Below are 21438 nucleotides of genomic sequence, written 5' to 3' on the forward strand. Positions count from 1 at the left end.
GTGACCAAGTAGTAAGTGTCACAAAGTACTTACGTAGTGTAAGTGAGCGATACATGCCGGCGTAGCTCAGTTGGTAGAGCAACTGACTTGTAATCAGTAGGTCCCGGGTTCGATTCCTGGTGCCGGCACCATCTAAATTAAGTTGGCCGTCAATCAATATGATTGACAATCATGTTGTCTTAAAAGACAATAGCGTTCTTTTTGGAGGGGTTCCCGAGCGGTCAAAGGGATCAGACTGTAAATCTGACGGCTCTGCCTTCGAAGGTTCGAATCCTTCCCCCTCCACCAGTATTAAGAAGAAAAAATAGCGGGTGTAGTTCAATGGTAGAACTTCAGCCTTCCAAGCTGATAGCGTGGGTTCGATTCCCATCACCCGCTCCAATTACAGTGAAGATGTTTGCTTATATAATGATTTAAGCATATATATAAGCCCACATAGCTCAGGCGGTAGAGCACTTCCTTGGTAAGGAAGAGGTCGTTGGTTCGAGTCCAGTTGTGGGCACCATGAAATATTAATTTAGCATATGGGGAGACTTTCCAATGGCGAAGGAAAAATTTGAGCGTAAGAAGCCGCACGTTAACGTGGGTACTATTGGTCACGTTGACCATGGTAAAACAACTTTAACAGCAGCTATTACGACAATTATGGCGAAGAAATTCGGTGGTACAGCTAAAGCTTACGACCAAATCGATGCTGCGCCAGAAGAAAGAGAGCGTGGAATTACAATTTCTACAGCTCACGTAGAATACGAATCAGCTGCAAGACACTATGCGCACGTAGACTGCCCAGGGCATGCTGACTATGTTAAGAACATGATCACTGGTGCTGCGCAAATGGACGGAGCGATCTTAGTCGTATCAGCAGCTGATGGCCCAATGCCACAAACTAGAGAACACATTCTATTGTCACGCCAAGTTGGTGTACCATACATTGTTGTGTTCATGAACAAAGCAGACATGGTTGATGATCCTGAGCTGTTAGAGTTAGTTGAAATGGAAGTGCGTGATCTATTAAGCAGCTACGACTTCCCTGGCGATGACATTCCTATCGTTGTTGGTTCAGCGCTGAAAGCACTGGAAGGTGACGAGAGTGATATTGGTGTTAAAGCAATTGAAAAACTGGTTGATACAATGGATTCATACATTCCTGAGCCAGTTCGTAACATTGATAAAGCATTCTTATTACCAATCGAAGACGTATTCTCGATTTCTGGACGTGGTACAGTAGTAACTGGCCGTGTTGAGAGCGGAATTGTTAAAGTTGGTGAAGAGATTGAAATTGTTGGTATCCACGATACAACTAAGACGACTTGTACTGGGGTAGAAATGTTCCGCAAGTTGTTGGACGAAGGACGCGCTGGAGACAACGTTGGTGTGTTATTACGTGGAACTAAGCGTGATGAAGTTGAGCGTGGTCAAGTATTAGCTAAGCCAGGCACAATTAAGCCGCACACTAAATTTGAAGCAGAAGTGTACGTGTTATCAAAAGAGGAAGGCGGACGTCACACTCCATTCTTCAATGGTTACAGACCACAGTTCTATTTCAGAACAACAGACGTAACAGGTACTTGTGACTTGCCATCTGGTGTAGAAATGGTAATGCCAGGCGATAACGTACAATTAGTAATTAACCTACATGCTCCTATTGCGATGGATGAAGGTTTGCGTTTCGCAATTCGGGAAGGTGGCCGTACAGTAGGCGCCGGTGTTGTTGCGAAAATTATAGAGTAATGTAGAATGTTGGCATGCGTTAAAGCTGGCGCATGCCAAGTAAATTTAGGCCAGTAGCTCAATTGGCAGAGTGGCGGTCTCCAAAACCGCAGGTTGGGGGTTCGATTCCCTCCTGGCCTGCCAACTACAAGTGAATATGAAAAGTTCAAACGAAAATCCAAATAAGACAAAAGATATTTTATCTTGGCTAGCCGTAGCTTTAATAACCGCTGGCTCATTCTTTTGCACCTACTATTACACTTTTTCAGGGCCAGTTCAGTCTATCGTATGGCTTGGATGGTTCTTACTGTCTATGTTTTTTGCTTACCTAACAACCACAGGCAAACAAGTTTATCAATTTGCTCAAGAATCAAAAATTGAGTTGTTAAAAGTTGTTTGGCCTACACGTCAAGAGACAATACAGACGACAACTATTGTTATTGTTATGGTTACATTAACTGGATTTATTCTCTGGGGAATAGATTCACTAATGATGTGGGCAATTGCTAAAATAACACATTTAGGGTGAATTCGGTGGAAGAGCAGAAGTCAAAGCAATGGTATGTAGTACATGCCTACTCAGGTTATGAGAATTTTGTTATGCGCGAAATTTTGTCTCGTGCAGTACACCACAATTTACAAGATAAAATTGGTGAAGTTGTAGTCCCTTCTGAAGAAGTTGTTGAAATGCGTTCTGGACAGAAGCGAAAAAGTACACGCAAGTTCTTCCCCGGCTATGTTTTAGTAAACATGGTTATGGATGATCAAACTTGGCATATGATTCGTGCGATTCCTCGTGTATTAGGCTTTATTGGCGGAACCAGTCAGACTCCTACACCCATTACTGATAAAGAAGCACGTGCAATTATGCAACGTGTTGAAGATGGGGTTACTAAGCCTAGACCTAAAATTCTCTTTGAACCTGGCGAAGTTGTTCGGGTTAAAGAAGGACCATTTGTTGACTTCAACGGCGTTGTTGAAGAAGTTAACTATGAGAAAAACAGACTAAGAGTAGCCGTTCTTATTTTTGGACGTTCTACTCCTGTTGAGCTTGAATTTAGTCAAGTTGAAAAAACATAGTTTGTTAAGTGCCTAGACCAGCATTCTTTGCTGTAGATGTGTAATCTACGGCACGGTGCTGGTCAGGCTTTTTTTGTAAAACTGGGGAGCTAGAAATTTAGCCGACAAAATTAATTTGTCACTGAAACTAGTGTTTGACCCGTAAGGAGTAAAGATGGCAAAAAAAGTAGAAGCATATATTAAGTTACAAATTCCTGCCGGTAAGGCGAACCCAAGCCCACCAGTTGGACCTGCATTAGGTCAACGTGGTGTGAACATCATGGAATTCTGTAAAGCATTTAACGCTGCAACACAACAATTGGAACAAGGCTTACCTATTCCTGTTGTTATTACAGTTTATAGTGATCGTAGCTTTACCTTTATCACAAAGACTCCTCCAGCTTCAGTTCTATTGAAAAAAGCTGCAGGTATTGCAAGTGGGAGTGGTACACCTAACACTAAGAAAGTGGCTAAACTTCACGTCAGTAAACTTGAAGAAATCGCAAAGCTTAAGGCTCCTGATTTAACTGCAGCAGATTTAGCAGCAGCAGTTAGAAGTATTGCAGGTACTGCGCGTAGCATGGGTATTGAAGTTGAAGGTTTAGAATAAGGGGTCACCATGGCAAAAATAACTAAGAAACAAAAGAATATTGCAACAGTAGTTAAGCCAAATCATTTTTATACTGTTAGCGAAGCTGTTACTGTATTAAAACAATTTGCTTCAGCAAAATTTCGTGAAAGCTTAGATATCAGTGTTAATTTAGGGGTTGATCCTCGTAAATCTGACCAAGTTGTTCGCTCATCTACTAACCTACCAAAAGGTACTGGTAAAGTAGTTCGTGTTGCGGTATTCGCTCAAGGCGATAATGCAACTAAAGCAAAAGACGCTGGTGCTGATATCGTTGGTTTTGAAGATTTAGCTGACCAAATTAAAGCGGGTAAAATGGACTTCGATGTTGTTATTGCAACTCCAGATGCAATGCGAATCGTAGGTCAATTAGGTCAAGTTCTTGGTCCAAGAGGTTTGATGCCTAACCCTAAAGTTGGAACTGTTACTACAAACGTAGAAGCAGCAGTTAGAGATGCTAAGTCTGGTCAGGTACGTTATAGAACTGACAAAAATGGTATTATCCATTGTTCAGTTGGTAAAGCAGATTTCGCAGCTGAGGATGTGCTAGAAAACATTGTTGCATTAATTAGCGACTTGAAAAAAGCAAAACCATCTTCATCTAAAGGCCAATACCTGAAGAAAATCTCTTTATCTACAACTATGGGGCCTGGACTGGCTATTGATATTTCATCTTTACCTGTGTAAAATATCCACCCATTTTTAAGAATTCACGGCATAGATTTGGTTCCATGCCGTCGAAGACCGCAGGTGCCTAGGCTTAATTTCCTGCGCAGACGGTGAACCGGCTCCATTTAAAAGAGGCGGCCACCATAACTGGCAAATCCTTGAGATTTGTTTACATTAGGAGGTCAGTAACGTGACATTAAATTTAGCTGCAAAGAAAGCAGTAGTTGAGGAGGTGGCTGAAGTCGCTTCTAAAGCTATTTCGGCAGTTGTTGCTGATTATCGTGGTTTAACTGTTAATCAAATGACGCAATTACGCACTGAAGCGCGTAAAGCTGGTGTCTATCTTCGAGTTGTAAGAAATACTTTAACTCGCAGAGCATTTAAAGACACTGAGTTTGAGTGCTTGAGCGACATGCTTGTTGGCCCGTTGTTCGTTGCTTTATCTCTGGACGCGCCCAGTGATGCAGCGCGTCTGCTTAAAGAGTTCGCGAAGACATTCGATAAACTTGAAGTCAAAGCATTATCTGTAGGCGGAAAAGTATACGCAGCAAGTCAAATTGATGCGGTTGCAAGCTTACCGACTAAGGATGAAGCAATTGCTAAGTTGATGTATGTAATGAAAGCGCCAGTTGAGAAATTTGTTAGAACTCTTGCTGAGCCTCACGCTAAGTTGGTGAGAACTATAGCAGCAGTAAAAGACAAAAAAGCAGGTTAATCCTTTAATCATTAATTAATTTTTTTTAAATCAGGAGCTAGTAATGGCTGTGTCTAAAGACGAAATTTTAAATACCATAGCAAACATGTCTGTTATGGAAGTTGTTGAACTAATCGAAGCAATGGAAGAAAAATTCAATGTTTCTGCTGCTGCTGCCGCTGTTGCAGTTGCTGCTCCAGCTGCTGCTGCCGCTGCTGCTGAAGAGCAAACTGAATTCAACGTAATTATGACTAGCTTTGGCGCAAACAAAGTTAACGTAATTAAAGCGGTTCGTGAAATTACTGGTTTAGGCTTGAAAGAAGCTAAAGACTTAGTAGAAGGTGCTCCTTCAACAATTAAAGAAGCTGTATCTAAAGATGAAGCTGCTAACCTCAAGAAGTCACTTGAAGAAGCTGGTGCTACAGTAGAAGTTAAATAATATAGTTGTATCTATGAGATTGAACCCAGCCATGTTTTCATGGCTGGGTTTACGTGTTTGAAAGTCATCAATAATTTACAGAGGAACCACCATGGCCGTTGCAGAAGCTAAACCTCAATATTCGCATGCTGAGAAAAAACGATTTCGCAAGAGCTTTGGTACCCAAGCCGATAAAATGGCGATACCAAATCTGCTTGAAATTCAACTTAAATCCTATAGAGATTTTCTTCAGGCCGATAGCAAATTAAGTCAACACTTTAATACAGGATTGCATGCTGCATTTTCTTCTGTATTTCCTATCGAAAGTTTTTCTGGTAATGCACGACTTGAATATGTTGGTTATAAGCTGGGCGAGCCGGCATTCGATGTTCGCGAGTGCAAGTTACGTGGTTTAACCTATTCTGCACCATTAAGGGTTAAGATAAGACTTGTTGTTCTTGATAAAGACGCAAGCGAAGAGCCTAAACCAATTAAAGATATTAGAGAACAAGATGTATTTATGGGTGAAATCCCTCTAATGACTGATGTAGGTACATTCGTTGTGAATGGTACTGAACGTGTTGTGGTTTCACAGTTACATCGTTCACCTGGTGTTATATTTGAGCATGATAAAGGTAAAACTCATTCATCAGGTAAATTACTTTATTCAGCACGCATTATTCCTTACCGTGGATCTTGGCTTGATTTTGAGTTTGATCCTAAAGATTGCGTCTATGTCCGAATTGATAGAAGACGTAAACTACCTGTTAGTATCCTATTAAGAGCATTAGGATATGAAACTGAAGACATTCTTAGCGAATTCTTTGAAATAACCAGCTGTCATCTCAAAAATGGTGAATATCATATTGAATTGATACCGCAACGTTTGAGAGGCGAGATTGCATCATTTGATATTCTTGTGCCTGAAACTGGTGAACTAATTGTTGAGCAAGGCAGAAGAATTACCGCACGCCATATTAAGCAAATGGAAAAAAGCCAAATGCAAGATCTCGTTGTACCTAGAGATTATCTGATAGGCAAAACATTAGCTAAAAACATAATTGACACCCTAACTGGTGAAGTTGTTGCTCAGGCTAATGACGAAGTGACTGATGAGTTGTTGGATAAAATGGCCTCTCACGGAATTCATCTATTTGATATGATTTATACCAATGATTTAGATCATGGTTCTTATATTTCTGATACGATTAAAATTGACCCAACTTCAAGTCAATTAGAAGCACTGGTAGAAATCTATCGTATGATGCGTCCTGGCGAGCCACCAACTAAAGAAGCAGCTGAAGCCTTATTCAAAAACTTATTCTTTGTTGATGAACGCTATGATTTATCTGCTGTTGGTCGTATGAAGTTTAACCGTCGTGTAGGCAGAAAAAATGATGATGGTCCAGGTACCTTGACCAAAGAAGACATCCTGGCTGTAATCAAGACTCTTATTGACATTCGAAATGGTATTGGCATGGTTGACGATATTGACCATCTCGGTAACCGTCGTGTTCGAAGTGTTGGTGAAATGACAGAAAACCAATTCCGTGTTGGTTTAGTTCGTGTAGAGCGTGCAGTTAAGGAGCGTTTGAGCCTGGTTGAGTCTGAAAACTTAATGCCACAAGATTTAATTAACGCGAAGCCTGTATCTGCAGCAATTAAAGAATTCTTTGGTTCAAGCCAGTTGTCTCAGTTCATGGACCAGGTAAACCCACTTTCAGGGGTTACGCATAAGCGTCGTGTATCAGCATTAGGCCCAGGTGGTTTAACGCGTGAACGCGCAGGCTTCGAGGTTCGTGACGTACATACCACCCACTATGGTCGCGTATGTCCAATTGAAACACCTGAAGGTCCAAACATTGGATTGATTAACTCATTATCTGTTTATGCAAGAACTAACGATTACGGTTTCATTGAAACACCGTGTCGTAAAGTAATTGATGGTCGTGTAACTGATGATATTGAATACTTATCTGCTATTGAAGAAGTTGATCAATACATTGCACAATCAAGTGTTGCATTAGACGAGAATGGCAACATTCTTGCCGACTTGGTTCCTTGCCGACATCAGAATGAGTTTTCATTAACGACACCTGATAAAATCAACTACATGGATATTTCTCCAAAGCAGATTGTTTCTGTAGCTGCTTCGTTAATCCCGTTCTTAGAGCATGATGATGCGAACCGCGCGTTAATGGGGTCAAACATGCAACGTCAGGCAGTACCAACATTGCGCTCAGAGAAGCCTTTGGTTGGAACTGGAATGGAGCGTATCGTTGCTTCAGACTCTGGGGTTTCTGTTGTTGCTAAACGTGGAGGGGTAATTGATTTAGTTGATGCATCACGTATCGTTGTTCGCGTTAATGATGATGAAACTACAGCAGGTGAGACAGGGGTAGATATTTATAACTTAACTAAATACTTCCGCTCAAACCAAGATACATGTATTAACCAAAGACCAATCGTAAATACGGGCGATCTCATTCAACGCGGTGATATCCTGGCGGATGGTCCTTGTACTGATATGGGTGAGTTAGCGTTAGGTCAAAACTTACTTGTAGCATTTATGCCTTGGAACGGATACAACTTCGAGGATTCGATTCTTATCTCTGAACGTATTGTTCAAGAAGATCGCTTTACTACAATTCATATCGAAGAGTTAACTTGTATCGCTCGTGATACCAAGTTAGGTACCGAAGAAATTACCGCTGATATTCCAAACGTTGGTGAGTCTGCATTATCGAATTTGGACGAAGCAGGCGTTGTATACATCGGTGCGGAAGTTAAAGCAGGCGATATTCTCGTAGGTAAAGTAACTCCTAAGGGTGAAACACAGCTTACACCTGAAGAGAAACTATTACGTGCGATATTCGGTGAAAAGGCTTCTGACGTTAAAGATTCATCTTTACGCGTTCCTTCTGGTATGAATGGTACTGTAATTGATGTACAAGTATTTACGCGTGACGGTCTAGATAAAGATGCTCGTGCGAAGAGCATTGAAGAAGAGCATCTAGCTCGTGTTCGTAAAGACTTAGTTGATGAGCGCAGAATTCGTGAAGAAGATATTTATCATCGCGTAGCTAATTTAATTCTTGATAAAGTAGCAACCGGTGGTCCAGCTAATTTGAAACCAGGTTCAACTGTTACTCAAGAATACTTGGATAAAGTTGAAAGACAAAAATGGTTTGATATTCGTTTGGACAACGATGCGATAAGCCAGCAATTAGAACAACTTTCAAAACAACTTGAAATGTTGTCTAAAGAGATGGAAAAACGTTTTAACGACAGCCGTAAGAAAATCATTCAAGGTGATGACTTAGCGCCTGGCGTATTAAAGATCGTTAAAGTATATCTGGCTGTTAAGCGTAGAATTCAACCTGGTGATAAGATGGCAGGTCGACATGGTAACAAAGGGGTTATCTCCATTGTTGTACCTGTTGAAGACATGCCGCACATGGCAGATGGAACTGCTGTTGATATCGTACTGAATCCATTAGGTGTACCTTCGCGTATGAATATCGGTCAGGTACTAGAAACACACCTTGGTTTAGCTGCTAAAGGCTTAGGCCATAAGATTGCAGAGTTGTTAGATACGAAGCAATCAGCTGCTGAAATTAAGTCGTTCTTAACCAAAATATATAACCATGATGGCGTACAAAGAGTTAATCTTGATTGTTTAAATGAAGAAGAATTATTCCTTTTAGCGGATAATCTACGAGCAGGGGTACCAATGGCAACGCCAGTATTCGATGGTGCTTCCGAAGAAGAAATCAAGAGTATGTTATTACTTGCAGGTTTATCTCCTGATGGTAAGACTACATTGACTGATGGTAGAACTGGAAATAAATTCGATAACCCGGTTACTGTTGGTTACATGTACATGTTAAAACTTAACCACTTAGTTGATGATAAGATGCACGCTCGTTCAACTGGTTCTTATAGCTTGGTAACGCAACAACCACTAGGCGGTAAAGCACAGTTTGGAGGACAGCGTTTCGGGGAGATGGAAGTATGGGCACTTGAAGCATATGGTGCTGCGTATACATTACAAGAAATGTTGACTGTAAAATCAGATGACGTTGGTGGTAGAACGAAGATCTATAAGAATATTGTCGATGGTGATCATCGTATGGACCCAGGAATGCCAGAATCGTTTAACGTATTGTTAAAAGAAATTCGTGCATTGGGAATTGATATTGAATTAGATCACGATTAACCGTATCAGCGATACATACTGATTAACCAATTTTTGGAGACATAGACTTGAGTACTCTAAACGACGACCCAATGAATGAACCGATGAGAAAAGCTCCAGTGATGAGCGACTTGCTTGGGATTCTCAAGCAACAAGGGCAAAGTGAAGAGTTCGACGCAATTAAAATTGCGTTGGCCTCTCCGGAATTAATTCGCTCTTGGTCTTATGGTGAGGTAAAAAAACCAGAAACTATTAATTACCGTACCTTTAAGCCTGAGCGTGATGGTTTATTCTGTGCTAAAACGTTTGGCCCAGTAAAAGATTATGAATGTTTATGTGGTAAATATAAGCGCTTAAAACACCGTGGTGTTATTTGCGAAAAATGCGGTGTTGAACTTGCATTAGCTAAAGTACGTCGTGAGCGTATGGGACATATCGAACTGGCTAGCCCCGTTGCTCATATTTGGTTCTTAAAATCATTACCATCCAGAATTGGTTTATTACTGGATATGACTTTAAGAGACATCGAGCGTGTTCTTTACTTCGAAGCATTTGTTGTTGTTGAGCCAGGCATGACTGAGCTTGAACGTGGCCAATTGCTTAATGACGAAGCTTATCTTGATGCTATGGAACAATACGGTGATGAATTTGATGCACGTATGGGTGCTGAAGCGATTCGTGATCTACTACGCCAAGTTAGCCTTGAAGATGAAATTAAAAATCTACGTGAAGAGTTACCAACTACTAGTTCTGAAACTAAGATTAAGAAGATCACTAAGCGTTTAAAACTATTAGAAGCTTTTTATGAATCAGGAAATAAACCTGAGTGGATGATTATGGATGTATTGCCAGTCCTACCACCAGATTTAAGACCTTTAGTCCCTCTAGATGGTGGTCGTTTTGCGACGTCAGATCTTAACGATCTTTATCGTCGTGTAATTAACCGTAATAACCGCTTGAAGCGTTTACTCGATTTAAATGCTCCTGATATTATCGTACGTAACGAAAAACGTATGTTACAAGAGTCTGTCGATGCCTTATTAGATAACGGTCGTCGTGGTAGAGCAATTACAGGTACGAACAAGCGTCCGCTTAAATCATTAGCCGATATGATTAAAGGGAAGCAAGGTCGTTTCCGTCAAAACCTTCTAGGTAAGCGGGTTGACTACTCTGGCCGTTCAGTAATTGTGGTAGGTCCGACATTAAAATTACATCAATGTGGTTTGCCGAAAAAAATGGCACTTGAGCTATTTAAACCGTTTATCTTCAGTAAGTTAGAATTTAGAGGTTTGGCTACAACGATTAAAGCTGCCAAAAAAATGGTAGAGCGTGAAGAGTCGGTAGTCTGGGATATTCTTGATGACGTTATTCGTGAGCATCCAATCCTGTTAAACCGTGCACCAACTCTGCATAGATTAGGTATTCAGGCATTTGAACCTGTACTAATCGAAGGTAAGGCAATTCAATTACATCCATTAGTCTGTACTGCATATAACGCGGACTTTGACGGGGACCAAATGGCGGTTCACGTACCACTAACTCTAGAGGCACAGTTAGAAGCCCGTTCGTTAATGATGTCTACGAATAATATTTTATCTCCAGCAAGCGGTGAACCAATTATTGTTCCTAGCCAAGACGTTGTATTAGGTTTGTATTACTTAACTCGTGAAAAAGTTAATGCTTTAGGTGAGGGCAAAATATTTGTTAGTGCCCAAGAAGCTCAGAATTTCTATGAATCAAACCATCTTGATATTCATGCGAAAATCAAAATTCGTATGGCTAAAGAAAATGATGAAGAAGGTTATCACCTCGTAGAAACAACTGTTGGACGCGCAATTCTTGCTGAAGTATTACCTAAGGGTATGCCTTTTGCCACAATTAACCGTACCATGACCAAGAAAGTAATTACTAAGGTGATCGACGGTTGCTACCGCACATTTGGCTTAAAAGAAACTGTTATGTTCGCGGATAAGCTGATGTATACAGGCTTCAAATATGCGACTCGTTCTGGAGTATCTATTGGTATCGAAGATATGGAGATTCCAGACGATAAAGCAAGCATTATTGAGCATGCCGATAACGAAGTTCGTGAGATTGAATCGCAATTCCGTTCTGGCTTGGTAACCAACGGTGAACGCTATAACAAAGTAATCGATATTTGGTCGCGTACTAACGAATTAGTCGCGAAATCGATGATGACCAAGATTGCGACCGAAGCCGTCACTGATGCTAAAGGCAATGAAACACGCCAAGAATCATTTAACCCAATCTTTATGATGGCGGATTCTGGAGCACGGGGTTCTGCAGCTCAGATTAGACAGTTAGCTGGTATGCGTGGTCTGATGGCCGCTCCAGATGGCTCGATCATTGAGACCCCAATTACAGCGAACTTCCGCGAAGGTCTGAATGTATTCCAGTACTTCATTTCAACTCACGGTGCGCGTAAAGGTTTGGCGGATACCGCATTGAAAACAGCGAACTCAGGTTACTTGACTCGTCGTTTAGTTGATGTTGCCCAAGACGTTGTTATTACTGAGGATGATTGTGGTGTAGAAACTGGTATTCTAATGCAACCTCTCATTGAAGGTGGGGATATCGTTGAGCCACTACATGAGCGTGTATTGGGTCGTGTTGTTGCTGCAGATGTTTATATTCCAAACCAAACTGAGCCGGTCGTTACTGCAGGTACATTATTGGATGAAGATTGGGTTGAGCAGTTAGAGAAGCAGAGTGTGGACCAAGTTATGGTTCGTTCGCCAATCACTTGTCAAACTCGATTTGGACTTTGTGCTAAATGTTACGGTCGTGATCTAGCTCGAGGACACTTAGTTAACACTGGGGAAGCAGTAGGTATTATTGCGGCACAGTCAATCGGTGAACCTGGAACTCAGTTGACCATGCGTACCTTCCACATCGGGGGAGCTGCGTCAAGAGCAACAGCTGCTAACAACATTCAAATTAAGACTAAAGGGGTTATTCGCTTACATAACATTAAGACTGTAACTCATGAAAACAAAAACCTGGTTGCGGTATCGCGTTCCGGGGAAGTGACCATTGTTGATGAGTTCGGACGTGAGCGTGAGCGTTATAAGCTACCTTATGGTGCGGTGATTTCGGTCCAAGATAACTCTCCTGTTGATGCAGGTCAGGTAATTGCAACTTGGGATCCACATACTCACCCAGTTATTTCTGAAGTGAGTGGTTACTTGAAGTTCGTTGACTTAATCGACGGTATTACTATGAACAGACAAACCGACGAATTAACCGGTTTAAGTAATATTGTAATTATCGATGCGAAACAACGTAGTGCAGCAGGCCGTGATTTACGTCCTATGGTTAAATTAGTAACTGCTGAAGGTGATGATATTTTCCTGGCTGGTACTAACGTCCCTGCACAATACTATTTACCTGTAGATGCGATCGTTAACTTTGAAGATGGCGGTCTAGTAGGTATTGGAGACGTCATTGCACGTATTCCTCAAGAACGCTCTAAAACACGCGATATTACCGGGGGTCTTCCACGGGTAGCTGACTTGTTTGAAGCGCGTAAACCAAAAGATTCTGCGGTTATGGCGGAAGTATCTGGATTGGTTAACTTTGGTAAGGAAACTAAGGGTAAACGTCGACTAATAATCAATGTTTCCGAAGATCAATGTCATGAAGAATTGATACCAAAATGGCGTCATATCTCTGTGTTTGAAGGGGAGCATGTAGAGCGTGGTGAACTCATCGCTGAAGGTGCACTAAATCCACATGATATATTACGTTTATTAGGTGTGGGCGCATTGGCAAATTATATTGTTAACGAAGTACAAGACGTATATCGTTTACAAGGTGTGAAAATCAATGACAAGCACATCGAAGTAATTGTTAGACAAATGCTACGTAAGCGAGTTATTACTTTTGCTGGTGATTCTAAATTCCTGGCTGGTGAGCAAATCGAAGAAAGCGCTATGCTGCAAGAAAATGATAAGCTTATTGCTGAAGGAAAACAGCCTGCCCGCGGTGTACCAATTTTATTGGGTATTACTAAGGCATCTCTGGCTACGGAATCATTTATTTCAGCTGCATCATTCCAAGAAACAACTCGCGTTCTGACGGAAGCTGCTGTAAGTGGTAAAATTGATGATTTACGTGGATTAAAAGAAAACGTGATGGTTGGTCGCTTGATTCCTGCAGGAACAGGTTATGCTTATCATCAAAGCCGGAAGGCAAAAAGAGCTAAGGCTGCAGCTGGTGAGCATGTAATGCACACTGTTACTGCGAGTGATGTTGAACATGCGTTAAGCGAAGCATTAAACGCGGATAATCAAGAACACTAGTTCGGATCTAAGATACGGCAGATTAAAACTTGACAAATCTGTCGTATCTATATAGAATCCGGCCTCCTTATGCATTCGAAATAATCACAAGAGAACATCGGAGTGAAGTACAAATGGCTACTATTAATCAGTTAGTAAGAAAGCCTCGTGTGGACGTAAAGAAGAAAAGTAACGTACCTGCACTAGAGTCATGTCCACAGCGACGCGGTGTGTGCACACGCGTTTATACTACTACACCTAAAAAACCTAACTCAGCAATGCGTAAGGTTGCTCGTGTACGTTTAACTAATGGATTTGAAGTTTCATCATACATTGGTGGTGAAGGCCACAACCTCCAGGAGCACTCTGTAGTGCTAATCCGTGGTGGTCGTGTTAAAGACTTACCGGGTGTGCGTTATCACACAGTAAGGGGTAGTTTAGATACGTCAGGTGTTAATGACCGTAAACAAGGTCGTTCTAAGTACGGTACCAAAAAACCTAAAGATAAAAAATAACTGATTGTAGGAAATCGAAATGCCTAGAAGAAGAGAAGTCCCCAAAAGAGAAATTTTGCCAGATCCTAAACATCACAGTGAACTGTTAGCAAAATTCATTAACGTATTAATGGTCAGTGGTAAGAAATCAACTGCTGAGAAAATTATTTACGGTGCACTTTCTGTTATGGAAGAGCGCATCAAGAAAATCAAAAAGTCAGATGAAGAAGGTGAGTCAGGCTCTACAAGTGCTACTGGTTCTAGTCCTGTTCTCCGCTACTTTGAAGATGCCTTAAACAATGTTCGCCCAAGTGTTGAAGTTCGTTCACGCCGAGTTGGTGGTGCTACATACCAGGTTCCTGTTGAAGTTAGACATGATCGCAGCATCGCTTTAGGAATGCGCTGGATTGTTCAAGCAGCTCGTACACGCGGTGAAAAGGGTATGATGTTACGTTTGGCAGGTGAATTGTTAGACGCTTTTGAAAGTAAAGGCTCTGCAGTTAAGAAACGTGAAGATACTCATAAAATGGCAAAAGCTAACCAGGCGTTTGCACATTTTAGATGGAACTAAGAGAGAGGTAATCCGTGTCTACTCCATTACAATTATATAGAAACATAGGTATTGCAGCACATGTTGATGCGGGTAAAACCACAACAACGGAACGTGTACTGTATTATACCGGTATGTCTCATAAGATTGGTGAAGTACATGACGGTGCTGCAACAACTGACTGGATGGTTCAGGAGCAGGAGCGCGGCATTACCATTACTTCAGCCGCTGTTACATGCTTTTGGCCTGGAATGGATAAACAATTCCAACCACATCGCATTAACATCATTGATACTCCAGGACACGTTGACTTCATGATTGAAGTTGAGCGTTCCTTGCGTGTTCTTGATGGTGCTGTTGTAGTATTTGACTCCGTATCTGGAGTTGAGCCTCAATCTGAAACTGTATGGCGTCAAGCGAATAAGTATGGTGTTCCGCGCATCGTATTCGTTAATAAAATGGATAGAATGGGCGCAAACTTTTTGCGCGTTGTTGACCAAATTCGCCAACGATTAGGTTCTAACCCCATAGTTCTTCAATTGCCAATTGGTGCAGAAGAAGAATTCAAAGGGGTTATTGACTTAATTAAAATGAAAGCAATTGAGTGGGATGACGAAAGCAAAGGGATGACCTTTAAATACGTTGATATCCCCGCAAATATGCAAACTCAATGCGAAGAATATCGTGCATTAATCGTAGAAGCTGCTGCAGATGCTAGCGAAGAGTTAATGGAAAAATATCTTGAAGGCGCAGAAATTTCTGAAGCTGAGCTTAAAGATGCTTTACGTCATTTAACTGTTAGCAACAAAATTGTTCCTGTCTTCTGCGGTTCAGCCTTTAAAAATAAAGGTGTTCAAGCGGTATTGGATGGAGTAATTGACTATTTACCTTCACCAGTAGATGTTCCAGATGTTCAGGGTATTGATGAATTTGGTGAGCCAACTACACGTGCAACTAAATATGATGCACCTTTCTCGGCTTTAGCATTTAAAATTGCTACAGACCCGTTTGTTGGTACATTAACATTTATCCGTGCTTACTCTGGTACGCTGAAAAGTGGTGATACGCTGTTTAACTCTGTTAAAGAAAAAAGAGAGCGTATTGGTCGAATAGTACAAATGCACGCTAATGCTCGTGAAGAGATTAAAGAAGTAAGAGCTGGTGATATTGCCGCTGCGGTAGGTTTGAAAACAGTGACCACAGGTGATACTTTATGTGATCCAGATCATATTGTTATTCTGGAGCGTATGGATTTCCCTGATCCTGTAATTGCAGTAGCTGTTGAGCCAAGAACTAAAGCAGACCAAGAAAAAATGGGTATCGCGCTTGGTAAACTAGCTCAAGAAGATCCTTCCTTCAGAGTTCATACTGATGAAGAGTCAGGTCAAACGATCATTGAAGGTATGGGTGAGTTACATCTTGAAATTATTGTTGACCGCATGAAGCGTGAGTTTAATGTGGAAGCAAATGTTGGTAAACCCCAAGTAGCTTATCGTGAAACGATAAAACAAGCTGTTGAGCAAGAAGGTAAATTCGTACGCCAGTCTGGTGGGCGCGGTCAGTTCGGACACGTATGGATTAAAATTGAGCCTCAAGAGCCTGGCAAGGGTTATGAATTTATCAATGATATTGTTGGCGGTGTTATTCCAAGAGAATACATTCCAGCAGTTGATAAAGGAATTCAAGAGCAAATGCAAAACGGTGTTATTGCTGGCTATCCAGTAGTGGATGTTAAAGTGACATTGTTTGATGGTTCATTCCACGAGGTAGACTCTAGTGAAATGGCGTTCAAAATTGCGGGTTCTATGGGTTTCAAACAAGGTGCATTGAAAGCTAAGCCTGTTTTACTCGAACCAATAATGAGTGTTGAAGTAGTTACTCCTGAAGATTACATGGGAGATGTTATGGGTGACCTTAACAGACGCCGTGGTTTGGTTCAGGGTATGGAAGACTCTCCAGCAGGTAAAATTGTTAGAGCTGAAGTACCACTTGCAGAGATGTTTGGTTATTCGACCGATTTGCGTTCTGCTACCCAAGGAAGAGCAACATATACTATGGAATTCTCTAAGTATGCTGAAGCTCCAAATAACATTGCTGAAGCAATTATCAAGAAACAATAAAAGTTAACGAGGTTATTGAAATGGCGAAGGAAAAATTTGAACGTAAGAAGCCACACGTTAATGTGGGAACAATCGGTCACGTAGACCATGGTAAAACAACTTTAACTGCAGCTATTACTACAATTATGGCGAAAAAATTTGGTGGAACAGCTAAAGCATACGACCAAATTGATGCAGCCCCAGAAGAAAGAGAGCGTGGAATTACAATTTCTACAGCTCACGTAGAATACGAATCAGCTGCAAGACACTATGCGCACGTAGACTGCCCAGGGCATGCTGACTATGTTAAGAACATGATCACTGGTGCTGCGCAAATGGACGGAGCGATCTTAGTCGTATCAGCAGCTGATGGCCCAATGCCACAAACTAGAGAACACATTCTATTGTCACGCCAAGTTGGTGTACCATACATTGTTGTGTTCATGAACAAAGCAGACATGGTTGATGATCCTGAGCTGTTAGAGTTAGTTGAAATGGAAGTGCGTGATCTATTAAGCAGCTACGACTTCCCTGGCGATGACATTCCTATCGTTGTTGGTTCAGCGCTGAAAGCACTGGAAGGTGACGAGAGTGATATTGGTGTTAAAGCAATTGAAAAACTGGTTGATACAATGGATTCATACATTCCTGAGCCAGTTCGTAACATTGATAAAGCATTCTTATTACCAATCGAAGACGTATTCTCGATTTCTGGACGTGGTACAGTAGTAACTGGCCGTGTTGAGAGCGGAATTGTTAAAGTTGGTGAAGAGATTGAAATTGTTGGTATCCACGATACAACTAAGACGACTTGTACTGGGGTAGAAATGTTCCGCAAGTTGTTGGACGAAGGACGCGCTGGAGACAACGTTGGTGTGTTATTACGTGGAACTAAGCGTGATGAAGTTGAGCGTGGTCAAGTATTAGCTAAGCCAGGCACAATTAAGCCGCACACTAAATTTGAAGCAGAAGTGTACGTGTTATCAAAAGAGGAAGGCGGACGTCACACTCCATTCTTCAATGGTTACAGACCACAGTTCTATTTCAGAACAACAGACGTAACAGGTACTTGTGACTTGCCATCTGGTGTAGAAATGGTAATGCCAGGCGATAACGTACAATTAGTAATTAACCTACATGCTCCTATTGCGATGGATGAAGGTTTGCGTTTCGCAATTCGGGAAGGTGGCCGTACAGTAGGCGCCGGTGTTGTCGCTAAAATTATCGAGTAATTAGAATGAGTAACAATCAAAATATAAAAATTAGATTAAAATCCTTTGATCATCGGTTGATTGACTTATCAACTCGAGAAATCGTGGAGACAGCTAAGCGTACTGGTGCTCAAATCCGAGGACCAATACCCTTACCAATTCGTAAGGAAAAATTCACCGTATTGATTTCTCCGCATGTTAACAAAGATGCGCGAGATCAATATGAATTACGTACTCATAAACGCCTGGTCGTTATCGTTCATCCGACTGAAAAGACAGTAGATGCTTTGATGAAATTGGATCTGGCTGCTGGGGTTGATGTTCAGATAAGCCTTGATGACTAATTATTAGGGTGAAGGATATTAAAGAGGTGTTACAATGATGATCGGTTTATTAGGCCGTAAAATCGGTATGACTCGGGTCTTCACACCAGAAGGGGTTTCAGTACCTGTTTCTGTTGTTGAAGTTCACCCTAATAGAGTTACTCAAATTAAAACCAACGATATTGATGGCTACTCAGCTATTCAAATAACTGGTGGTTCTAAAAAAGCGAGTAAAGTAAATAAAGCTCAAACTGGGCATTTTGCTAAAGCTCAAGTTGAAGCTGGCGATATGCAAGTAGAGTTCAGACTCGACGCTGAAGATCAATTTGCTTCAGGTCAAGTATTGTCTGTTGCAGATATTTTCACTGCAGGACAATTTGTAGACGTTTCAGGTACTTCTAAAGGTAAAGGTTTTGCTGGTACTGTTAAGCGCTACAACTTCAGAACACAAGATGCTACTCATGGTAACTCCAGATCGCATCGTGTTCCTGGTTCTATTGGTCAAAACCAAACTCCAGGTCGTGTGTTCAAAGGTAAAAAAATGGCAGGCCATATGGGTAATGTTCGTTGTACAGTTCAAAGCCTTGAACTTGTGCGCGTAGATGCTGAAAGAAATCTTCTGTTAATCAAAGGCGCTATTCCTGGTGCTCCTGGTTCACGAGTAGAGATTAAGCCTGCAGCTAAAAAGCAAGCACGAGGTGAGTGATGGAAATTACTACTATAGATAAGAAAACAAAATTAAGTCTGAACCAAGATGTTTTTGCCTACGCATACAATGAAGGTTTAATACACCAAGCTGTTGTAACCTACATGAATAATGCTCGTAGTGGTAATAGCGCACAAAAAACTCGTTCAGAAGTTAGAGGTGGTGGTAAAAAACCTTGGAACCAAAAGGGAACAGGTCGTGCACGTGCTGGTACGATACGAAGCCCAATTTGGAGAAGCGGTGGCGTGACCTTCGCATCCAAAAAGCGAGATTATTCGCAAAAAATTAATAAAAAAATGTACAAACGCGCATTACGTAGTATAATCTCCGAACTTTGCCGTACTGGGAACTTAGTTGTCGTTAGTGATTTTCATTGTGAAAGTAAAAAAACTAAAGACTTCGTTGCAAAAATGAACCAGTTGGACATTAACAACGCTCTAATTGTAATGAGTGAAGTTGGTGAGAATGAATACTTCGGGTCAAGAAATTTAATTGACTTCGATATCTGTGACGTTGCGACTTTAGATCCTGTTTCTTTGCTCAAGTTTCAGAAAGTTGTTGTTACAGAAGCTGCAATTAAAAAAATTGAGGAACAGTTACAATGAATGCTGAAAGATTGTTGATGGTTCTCCGTGAACCACATACGTCTGAAAAAGCAACTGTTTTAGCCGACAAGCTAAAACAGTTCACTTTCAGAGTATTGAAAACCGCAACTAAGAATGAAATTAAAATGGCGGTAGAGCATGTATTTAACGTTAAAGTTAAAAATGTATCTGTTATCAACGTGAAGGGAAAATCAAAACGCTTTAAGCAAACAGCTGGTAAGCGTAGCGACTGGAAAAAAGCATTTGTAACTCTTCATGCTGATCAAGATATTGACTTTACAGCTACCGAATAAGGCAGATTAAGATGGCACTATTAAAATCTAAACCTACATCGCCCGGTAAACGTGGCGAATTGCGTGTGGTTCATAAAAACATCCATAAAGGACGTCCACATGCTGCTTTAATTGAGAAGCTAAAAAAAACTGGCGGACGTAACAACAATGGTCGAATCACTGTAAGACATATCGGTGGTGGCCAGCGTAATCAATACCGTATTATTGACTTCAAACGTAATAAAGATGGTATTGAAGGTCGTGTTGAGCGTATCGAGTATGATCCAAACAGAACTGCTTTAATCGCTTTAATCGTTTATAAAGACGGTGAAAGACGTTATATTATTGCTCCAGCAAACTTAAAGGTTGGTGATGTTGTTGTAAGTGGTGCAGATGCTCCTATTAGCATAGGTAACTGTTTGCCTCTGAAAAACATGCCGGTTGGTAGCACGATTCACTGTGTTGAAATGAAGGCAGGTAAAGGCGCTCAAATTCTCAGAAGTGCTGGTGCTAGCGGTCAGTTAGTTGCTAAAGAAGGTATTTACGCGACTTTAAGATTGCGTTCAGGTGAAATGCGTAAGATTCACGTATTATGCCGTGCAGTAGTTGGTGAAGTAAGCAATAGTGAACACAGCTTACGTTCATTAGGTAAAGCAGGTGCTAAGCGTTGGAGAGGTATTCGTCCAACAGTACGTGGGGTTGCGATGAACCCAGTTGACCATCCACATGGTGGTGGTGAAGGCCGTACTTCTGGTGGACGTCACCCAGTATCTCCTTGGGGTGTACCTACTAAAGGTTATAAGACCAGAAGTAATAAGCGTACAGATGGCTTCATTGTCAGAAGACGTAAGAAGAAATAATTAGAGAGGATATCAAGTGGCTCGTTCTATAAGAAAAGGTCCATTTATTGACCAACATCTGATCGGCAAAGTAATGGCTGCAGTTAAAAGCAACTCCAAGAAACCAATTAAGACTTGGTCTCGCCGTTCAACAATCGTTCCTGAAATGATTGATTTAACAATTGCTGTTCATAACGGGAAAGAACATATTCCTGTTTTTATCACAGACAATATGGTCGGTCATAAATTAGGTGAGTTTGCCATGACTCGTACATTCAAAGGCCACTCTGGTGACAGAAAGGCTAAAGGCAAGTAAGAGGATATGATGGAAGTTACAGCTAAGTTGAAAGGTGCTCCCTTATCCGCTCAGAAGGGCAGATTGGTAGCCGATATGATACGTAATATGAAAGTATCAAGTGCACTTGATGTCCTCAAGTTCACGCCCAAAAAAGGTGCTCAATTAATGCTTAAATTATTGGAATCAGCAATTGCTAACGCTGAAAACAATAACGGAGCAGATATTGATGATCTAAAAGTAGGTATGGTCTGCGTTGATGAAGCGGCTACTTTAAAACGCATTAGTCCCAGAGCTAAAGGTCGTGCAAACAGAATTTGTAAACGCACCTGCCATATCACGATTAAAGTGTCTGACGAGGAATAGC

20 protein-coding genes and 5 tRNA genes are annotated in these 21438 nt (G+C 41.3%); all 25 read left to right on the plus strand.

From position 1 onward, the window contains the following. Positions 1–55: 55 nt before the first annotated feature. The 25 genes from ACQY7T_RS00005 to rplV all read left to right on the plus strand — a co-directional run bounded on the left by ACQY7T_RS00005 (position 56) and on the right by rplV (position 21437). A tRNA-Thr gene (locus ACQY7T_RS00005) sits at positions 56–131 on the plus strand. A 72-nt stretch (positions 132–203) separates the two neighbouring features. Next, positions 204–288: transfer RNA gene (locus ACQY7T_RS00010), tRNA-Tyr, on the plus strand. Positions 289–307: 19 nt separating this feature from the next. Continuing rightward, a tRNA-Gly gene (locus ACQY7T_RS00015) sits at positions 308–381 on the plus strand. Between the two features lie 48 nt (positions 382–429). Further along, a tRNA-Thr gene (locus ACQY7T_RS00020) sits at positions 430–505 on the plus strand. Positions 506–540: 35 nt separating this feature from the next. Further along, complete coding sequence (gene tuf, locus ACQY7T_RS00025) at positions 541–1731, plus strand: elongation factor Tu (RefSeq protein WP_428410705.1); 1191 nt, start codon at positions 541–543, stop codon at positions 1729–1731. Between the two features lie 47 nt (positions 1732–1778). After that, positions 1779–1854: transfer RNA gene (locus ACQY7T_RS00030), tRNA-Trp, on the plus strand. A 13-nt stretch (positions 1855–1867) separates the two neighbouring features. Beyond that, a complete protein-coding gene (secE, locus tag ACQY7T_RS00035; RefSeq protein WP_428410706.1) occupies positions 1868–2239 on the plus strand; it encodes a preprotein translocase subunit SecE in 372 nt (123 codons plus the stop codon). A 5-nt stretch (positions 2240–2244) separates the two neighbouring features. Beyond that, on the plus strand, positions 2245–2790 hold the full coding sequence (nusG, locus tag ACQY7T_RS00040) for a transcription termination/antitermination protein NusG (RefSeq protein ID WP_428410707.1): 546 nt from the start codon (positions 2245–2247) through the stop codon (positions 2788–2790). A 154-nt stretch (positions 2791–2944) separates the two neighbouring features. Then, a complete protein-coding gene (gene rplK / locus ACQY7T_RS00045) occupies positions 2945–3379 on the plus strand; it encodes a 50S ribosomal protein L11 (protein WP_133138061.1) in 435 nt (144 codons plus the stop codon). A 9-nt stretch (positions 3380–3388) separates the two neighbouring features. After that, positions 3389–4084 (plus strand): 50S ribosomal protein L1, encoded by a 696-nt coding sequence (rplA, locus tag ACQY7T_RS00050; protein ID WP_428410708.1) that lies wholly within the window; start codon positions 3389–3391, stop codon positions 4082–4084. Positions 4085–4256: 172 nt separating this feature from the next. Further along, complete coding sequence (gene rplJ / locus ACQY7T_RS00055; protein ID WP_428410709.1) at positions 4257–4781, plus strand: 50S ribosomal protein L10; 525 nt, start codon at positions 4257–4259, stop codon at positions 4779–4781. A gap of 43 nt (positions 4782–4824) precedes the next feature. Beyond that, complete coding sequence (rplL, locus tag ACQY7T_RS00060) at positions 4825–5199, plus strand: 50S ribosomal protein L7/L12 (RefSeq protein ID WP_133138064.1); 375 nt, start codon at positions 4825–4827, stop codon at positions 5197–5199. A gap of 91 nt (positions 5200–5290) precedes the next feature. Then, entirely contained in the window at positions 5291–9397 is a 4107-nt protein-coding gene (rpoB, locus tag ACQY7T_RS00065; RefSeq protein ID WP_428410710.1) for a DNA-directed RNA polymerase subunit beta, read from the plus strand. Positions 9398–9498: 101 nt separating this feature from the next. Continuing rightward, on the plus strand, positions 9499–13698 hold the full coding sequence (rpoC, locus tag ACQY7T_RS00070; RefSeq protein ID WP_428410729.1) for a DNA-directed RNA polymerase subunit beta': 4200 nt from the start codon (positions 9499–9501) through the stop codon (positions 13696–13698). A 113-nt stretch (positions 13699–13811) separates the two neighbouring features. After that, the gene (gene rpsL, locus ACQY7T_RS00075; protein ID WP_010654837.1) at positions 13812–14192 is read left to right on the plus strand and encodes a 30S ribosomal protein S12; all 381 of its coding nucleotides are present in this window, start codon (positions 13812–13814) and stop codon (positions 14190–14192) included. A gap of 19 nt (positions 14193–14211) precedes the next feature. Next, on the plus strand, positions 14212–14742 hold the full coding sequence (rpsG, locus tag ACQY7T_RS00080) for a 30S ribosomal protein S7 (protein ID WP_428410711.1): 531 nt from the start codon (positions 14212–14214) through the stop codon (positions 14740–14742). 14 nt (positions 14743–14756) lie between these two features. After that, positions 14757–16841, plus strand: coding sequence for an elongation factor G (gene fusA / locus ACQY7T_RS00085; RefSeq protein WP_428410712.1), 2085 nt, complete (start codon positions 14757–14759; stop codon positions 16839–16841). Between the two features lie 20 nt (positions 16842–16861). Continuing rightward, positions 16862–18052, plus strand: coding sequence for an elongation factor Tu (gene tuf / locus ACQY7T_RS00090; RefSeq protein WP_428410705.1), 1191 nt, complete (start codon positions 16862–16864; stop codon positions 18050–18052). Between the two features lie 5 nt (positions 18053–18057). Next, entirely contained in the window at positions 18058–18375 is a 318-nt protein-coding gene (rpsJ, locus tag ACQY7T_RS00095; protein ID WP_058533001.1) for a 30S ribosomal protein S10, read from the plus strand. 34 nt (positions 18376–18409) lie between these two features. Further along, positions 18410–19060, plus strand: coding sequence for a 50S ribosomal protein L3 (gene rplC, locus ACQY7T_RS00100; RefSeq protein ID WP_428410713.1), 651 nt, complete (start codon positions 18410–18412; stop codon positions 19058–19060). Then, entirely contained in the window at positions 19060–19665 is a 606-nt protein-coding gene (gene rplD, locus ACQY7T_RS00105; RefSeq protein WP_428410714.1) for a 50S ribosomal protein L4, read from the plus strand. The genes rplC and rplD overlap by 1 nt, the downstream gene beginning before the upstream one ends. Continuing rightward, positions 19662–19958 carry a 50S ribosomal protein L23 gene (gene rplW / locus ACQY7T_RS00110; protein WP_133136787.1) on the plus strand — a complete coding sequence of 99 codons (297 nt, stop codon included), beginning with the start codon at positions 19662–19664 and terminating at the stop codon, positions 19956–19958. Before rplD ends, rplW begins: the two co-directional genes overlap by 4 nt. Before the next feature lie 11 nt (positions 19959–19969). Continuing rightward, on the plus strand, positions 19970–20797 hold the full coding sequence (gene rplB, locus ACQY7T_RS00115) for a 50S ribosomal protein L2 (RefSeq protein WP_428410715.1): 828 nt from the start codon (positions 19970–19972) through the stop codon (positions 20795–20797). 16 nt (positions 20798–20813) lie between these two features. Next, complete coding sequence (rpsS, locus tag ACQY7T_RS00120) at positions 20814–21092, plus strand: 30S ribosomal protein S19 (protein ID WP_347573598.1); 279 nt, start codon at positions 20814–20816, stop codon at positions 21090–21092. A gap of 9 nt (positions 21093–21101) precedes the next feature. Next, positions 21102–21437, plus strand: coding sequence for a 50S ribosomal protein L22 (rplV, locus tag ACQY7T_RS00125; protein WP_400187897.1), 336 nt, complete (start codon positions 21102–21104; stop codon positions 21435–21437). Position 21438 lies beyond the last annotated feature (1 nt).

This window comes from Legionella sp. (assembly GCF_965140895.1).
Classification (GTDB): Bacteria; Pseudomonadota; Gammaproteobacteria; order Legionellales; family Legionellaceae; genus Legionella.

Excerpts from the sequence above, each read along its gene's own strand:
- tuf (WP_428410705.1), top strand. The coding sequence starts at position 541 with ATGGCGAAGGAAAAATTTGAGCGTAAGAAGCCGCACGTTAACGTGGGT.
- secE (WP_428410706.1), top strand. The coding sequence starts at position 1,868 with ATGAAAAGTTCAAACGAAAATCCAAATAAGACAAAAGATATTTTATCT.
- rplK (WP_133138061.1), top strand. The coding sequence starts at position 2,945 with ATGGCAAAAAAAGTAGAAGCATATATTAAGTTACAAATTCCTGCCGGT.
- rplA (WP_428410708.1), top strand. The coding sequence starts at position 3,389 with ATGGCAAAAATAACTAAGAAACAAAAGAATATTGCAACAGTAGTTAAG.
- rplL (WP_133138064.1), top strand. The coding sequence starts at position 4,825 with ATGGCTGTGTCTAAAGACGAAATTTTAAATACCATAGCAAACATGTCT.
- rpoB (WP_428410710.1), top strand. The coding sequence starts at position 5,291 with ATGGCCGTTGCAGAAGCTAAACCTCAATATTCGCATGCTGAGAAAAAA.
- rpoC (WP_428410729.1), top strand. The coding sequence starts at position 9,499 with ATGAGCGACTTGCTTGGGATTCTCAAGCAACAAGGGCAAAGTGAAGAG.
- rpsL (WP_010654837.1), top strand. The coding sequence starts at position 13,812 with ATGGCTACTATTAATCAGTTAGTAAGAAAGCCTCGTGTGGACGTAAAG.
- rpsG (WP_428410711.1), top strand. The coding sequence starts at position 14,212 with ATGCCTAGAAGAAGAGAAGTCCCCAAAAGAGAAATTTTGCCAGATCCT.
- tuf (WP_428410705.1), top strand. The coding sequence starts at position 16,862 with ATGGCGAAGGAAAAATTTGAACGTAAGAAGCCACACGTTAATGTGGGA.
- rpsJ (WP_058533001.1), top strand. The coding sequence starts at position 18,058 with ATGAGTAACAATCAAAATATAAAAATTAGATTAAAATCCTTTGATCAT.
- rplC (WP_428410713.1), top strand. The coding sequence starts at position 18,410 with ATGATGATCGGTTTATTAGGCCGTAAAATCGGTATGACTCGGGTCTTC.
- rplD (WP_428410714.1), top strand. The coding sequence starts at position 19,060 with ATGGAAATTACTACTATAGATAAGAAAACAAAATTAAGTCTGAACCAA.
- rplW (WP_133136787.1), top strand. The coding sequence starts at position 19,662 with ATGAATGCTGAAAGATTGTTGATGGTTCTCCGTGAACCACATACGTCT.
- rplB (WP_428410715.1), top strand. The coding sequence starts at position 19,970 with ATGGCACTATTAAAATCTAAACCTACATCGCCCGGTAAACGTGGCGAA.
- rplV (WP_400187897.1), top strand. The coding sequence starts at position 21,102 with ATGGAAGTTACAGCTAAGTTGAAAGGTGCTCCCTTATCCGCTCAGAAG.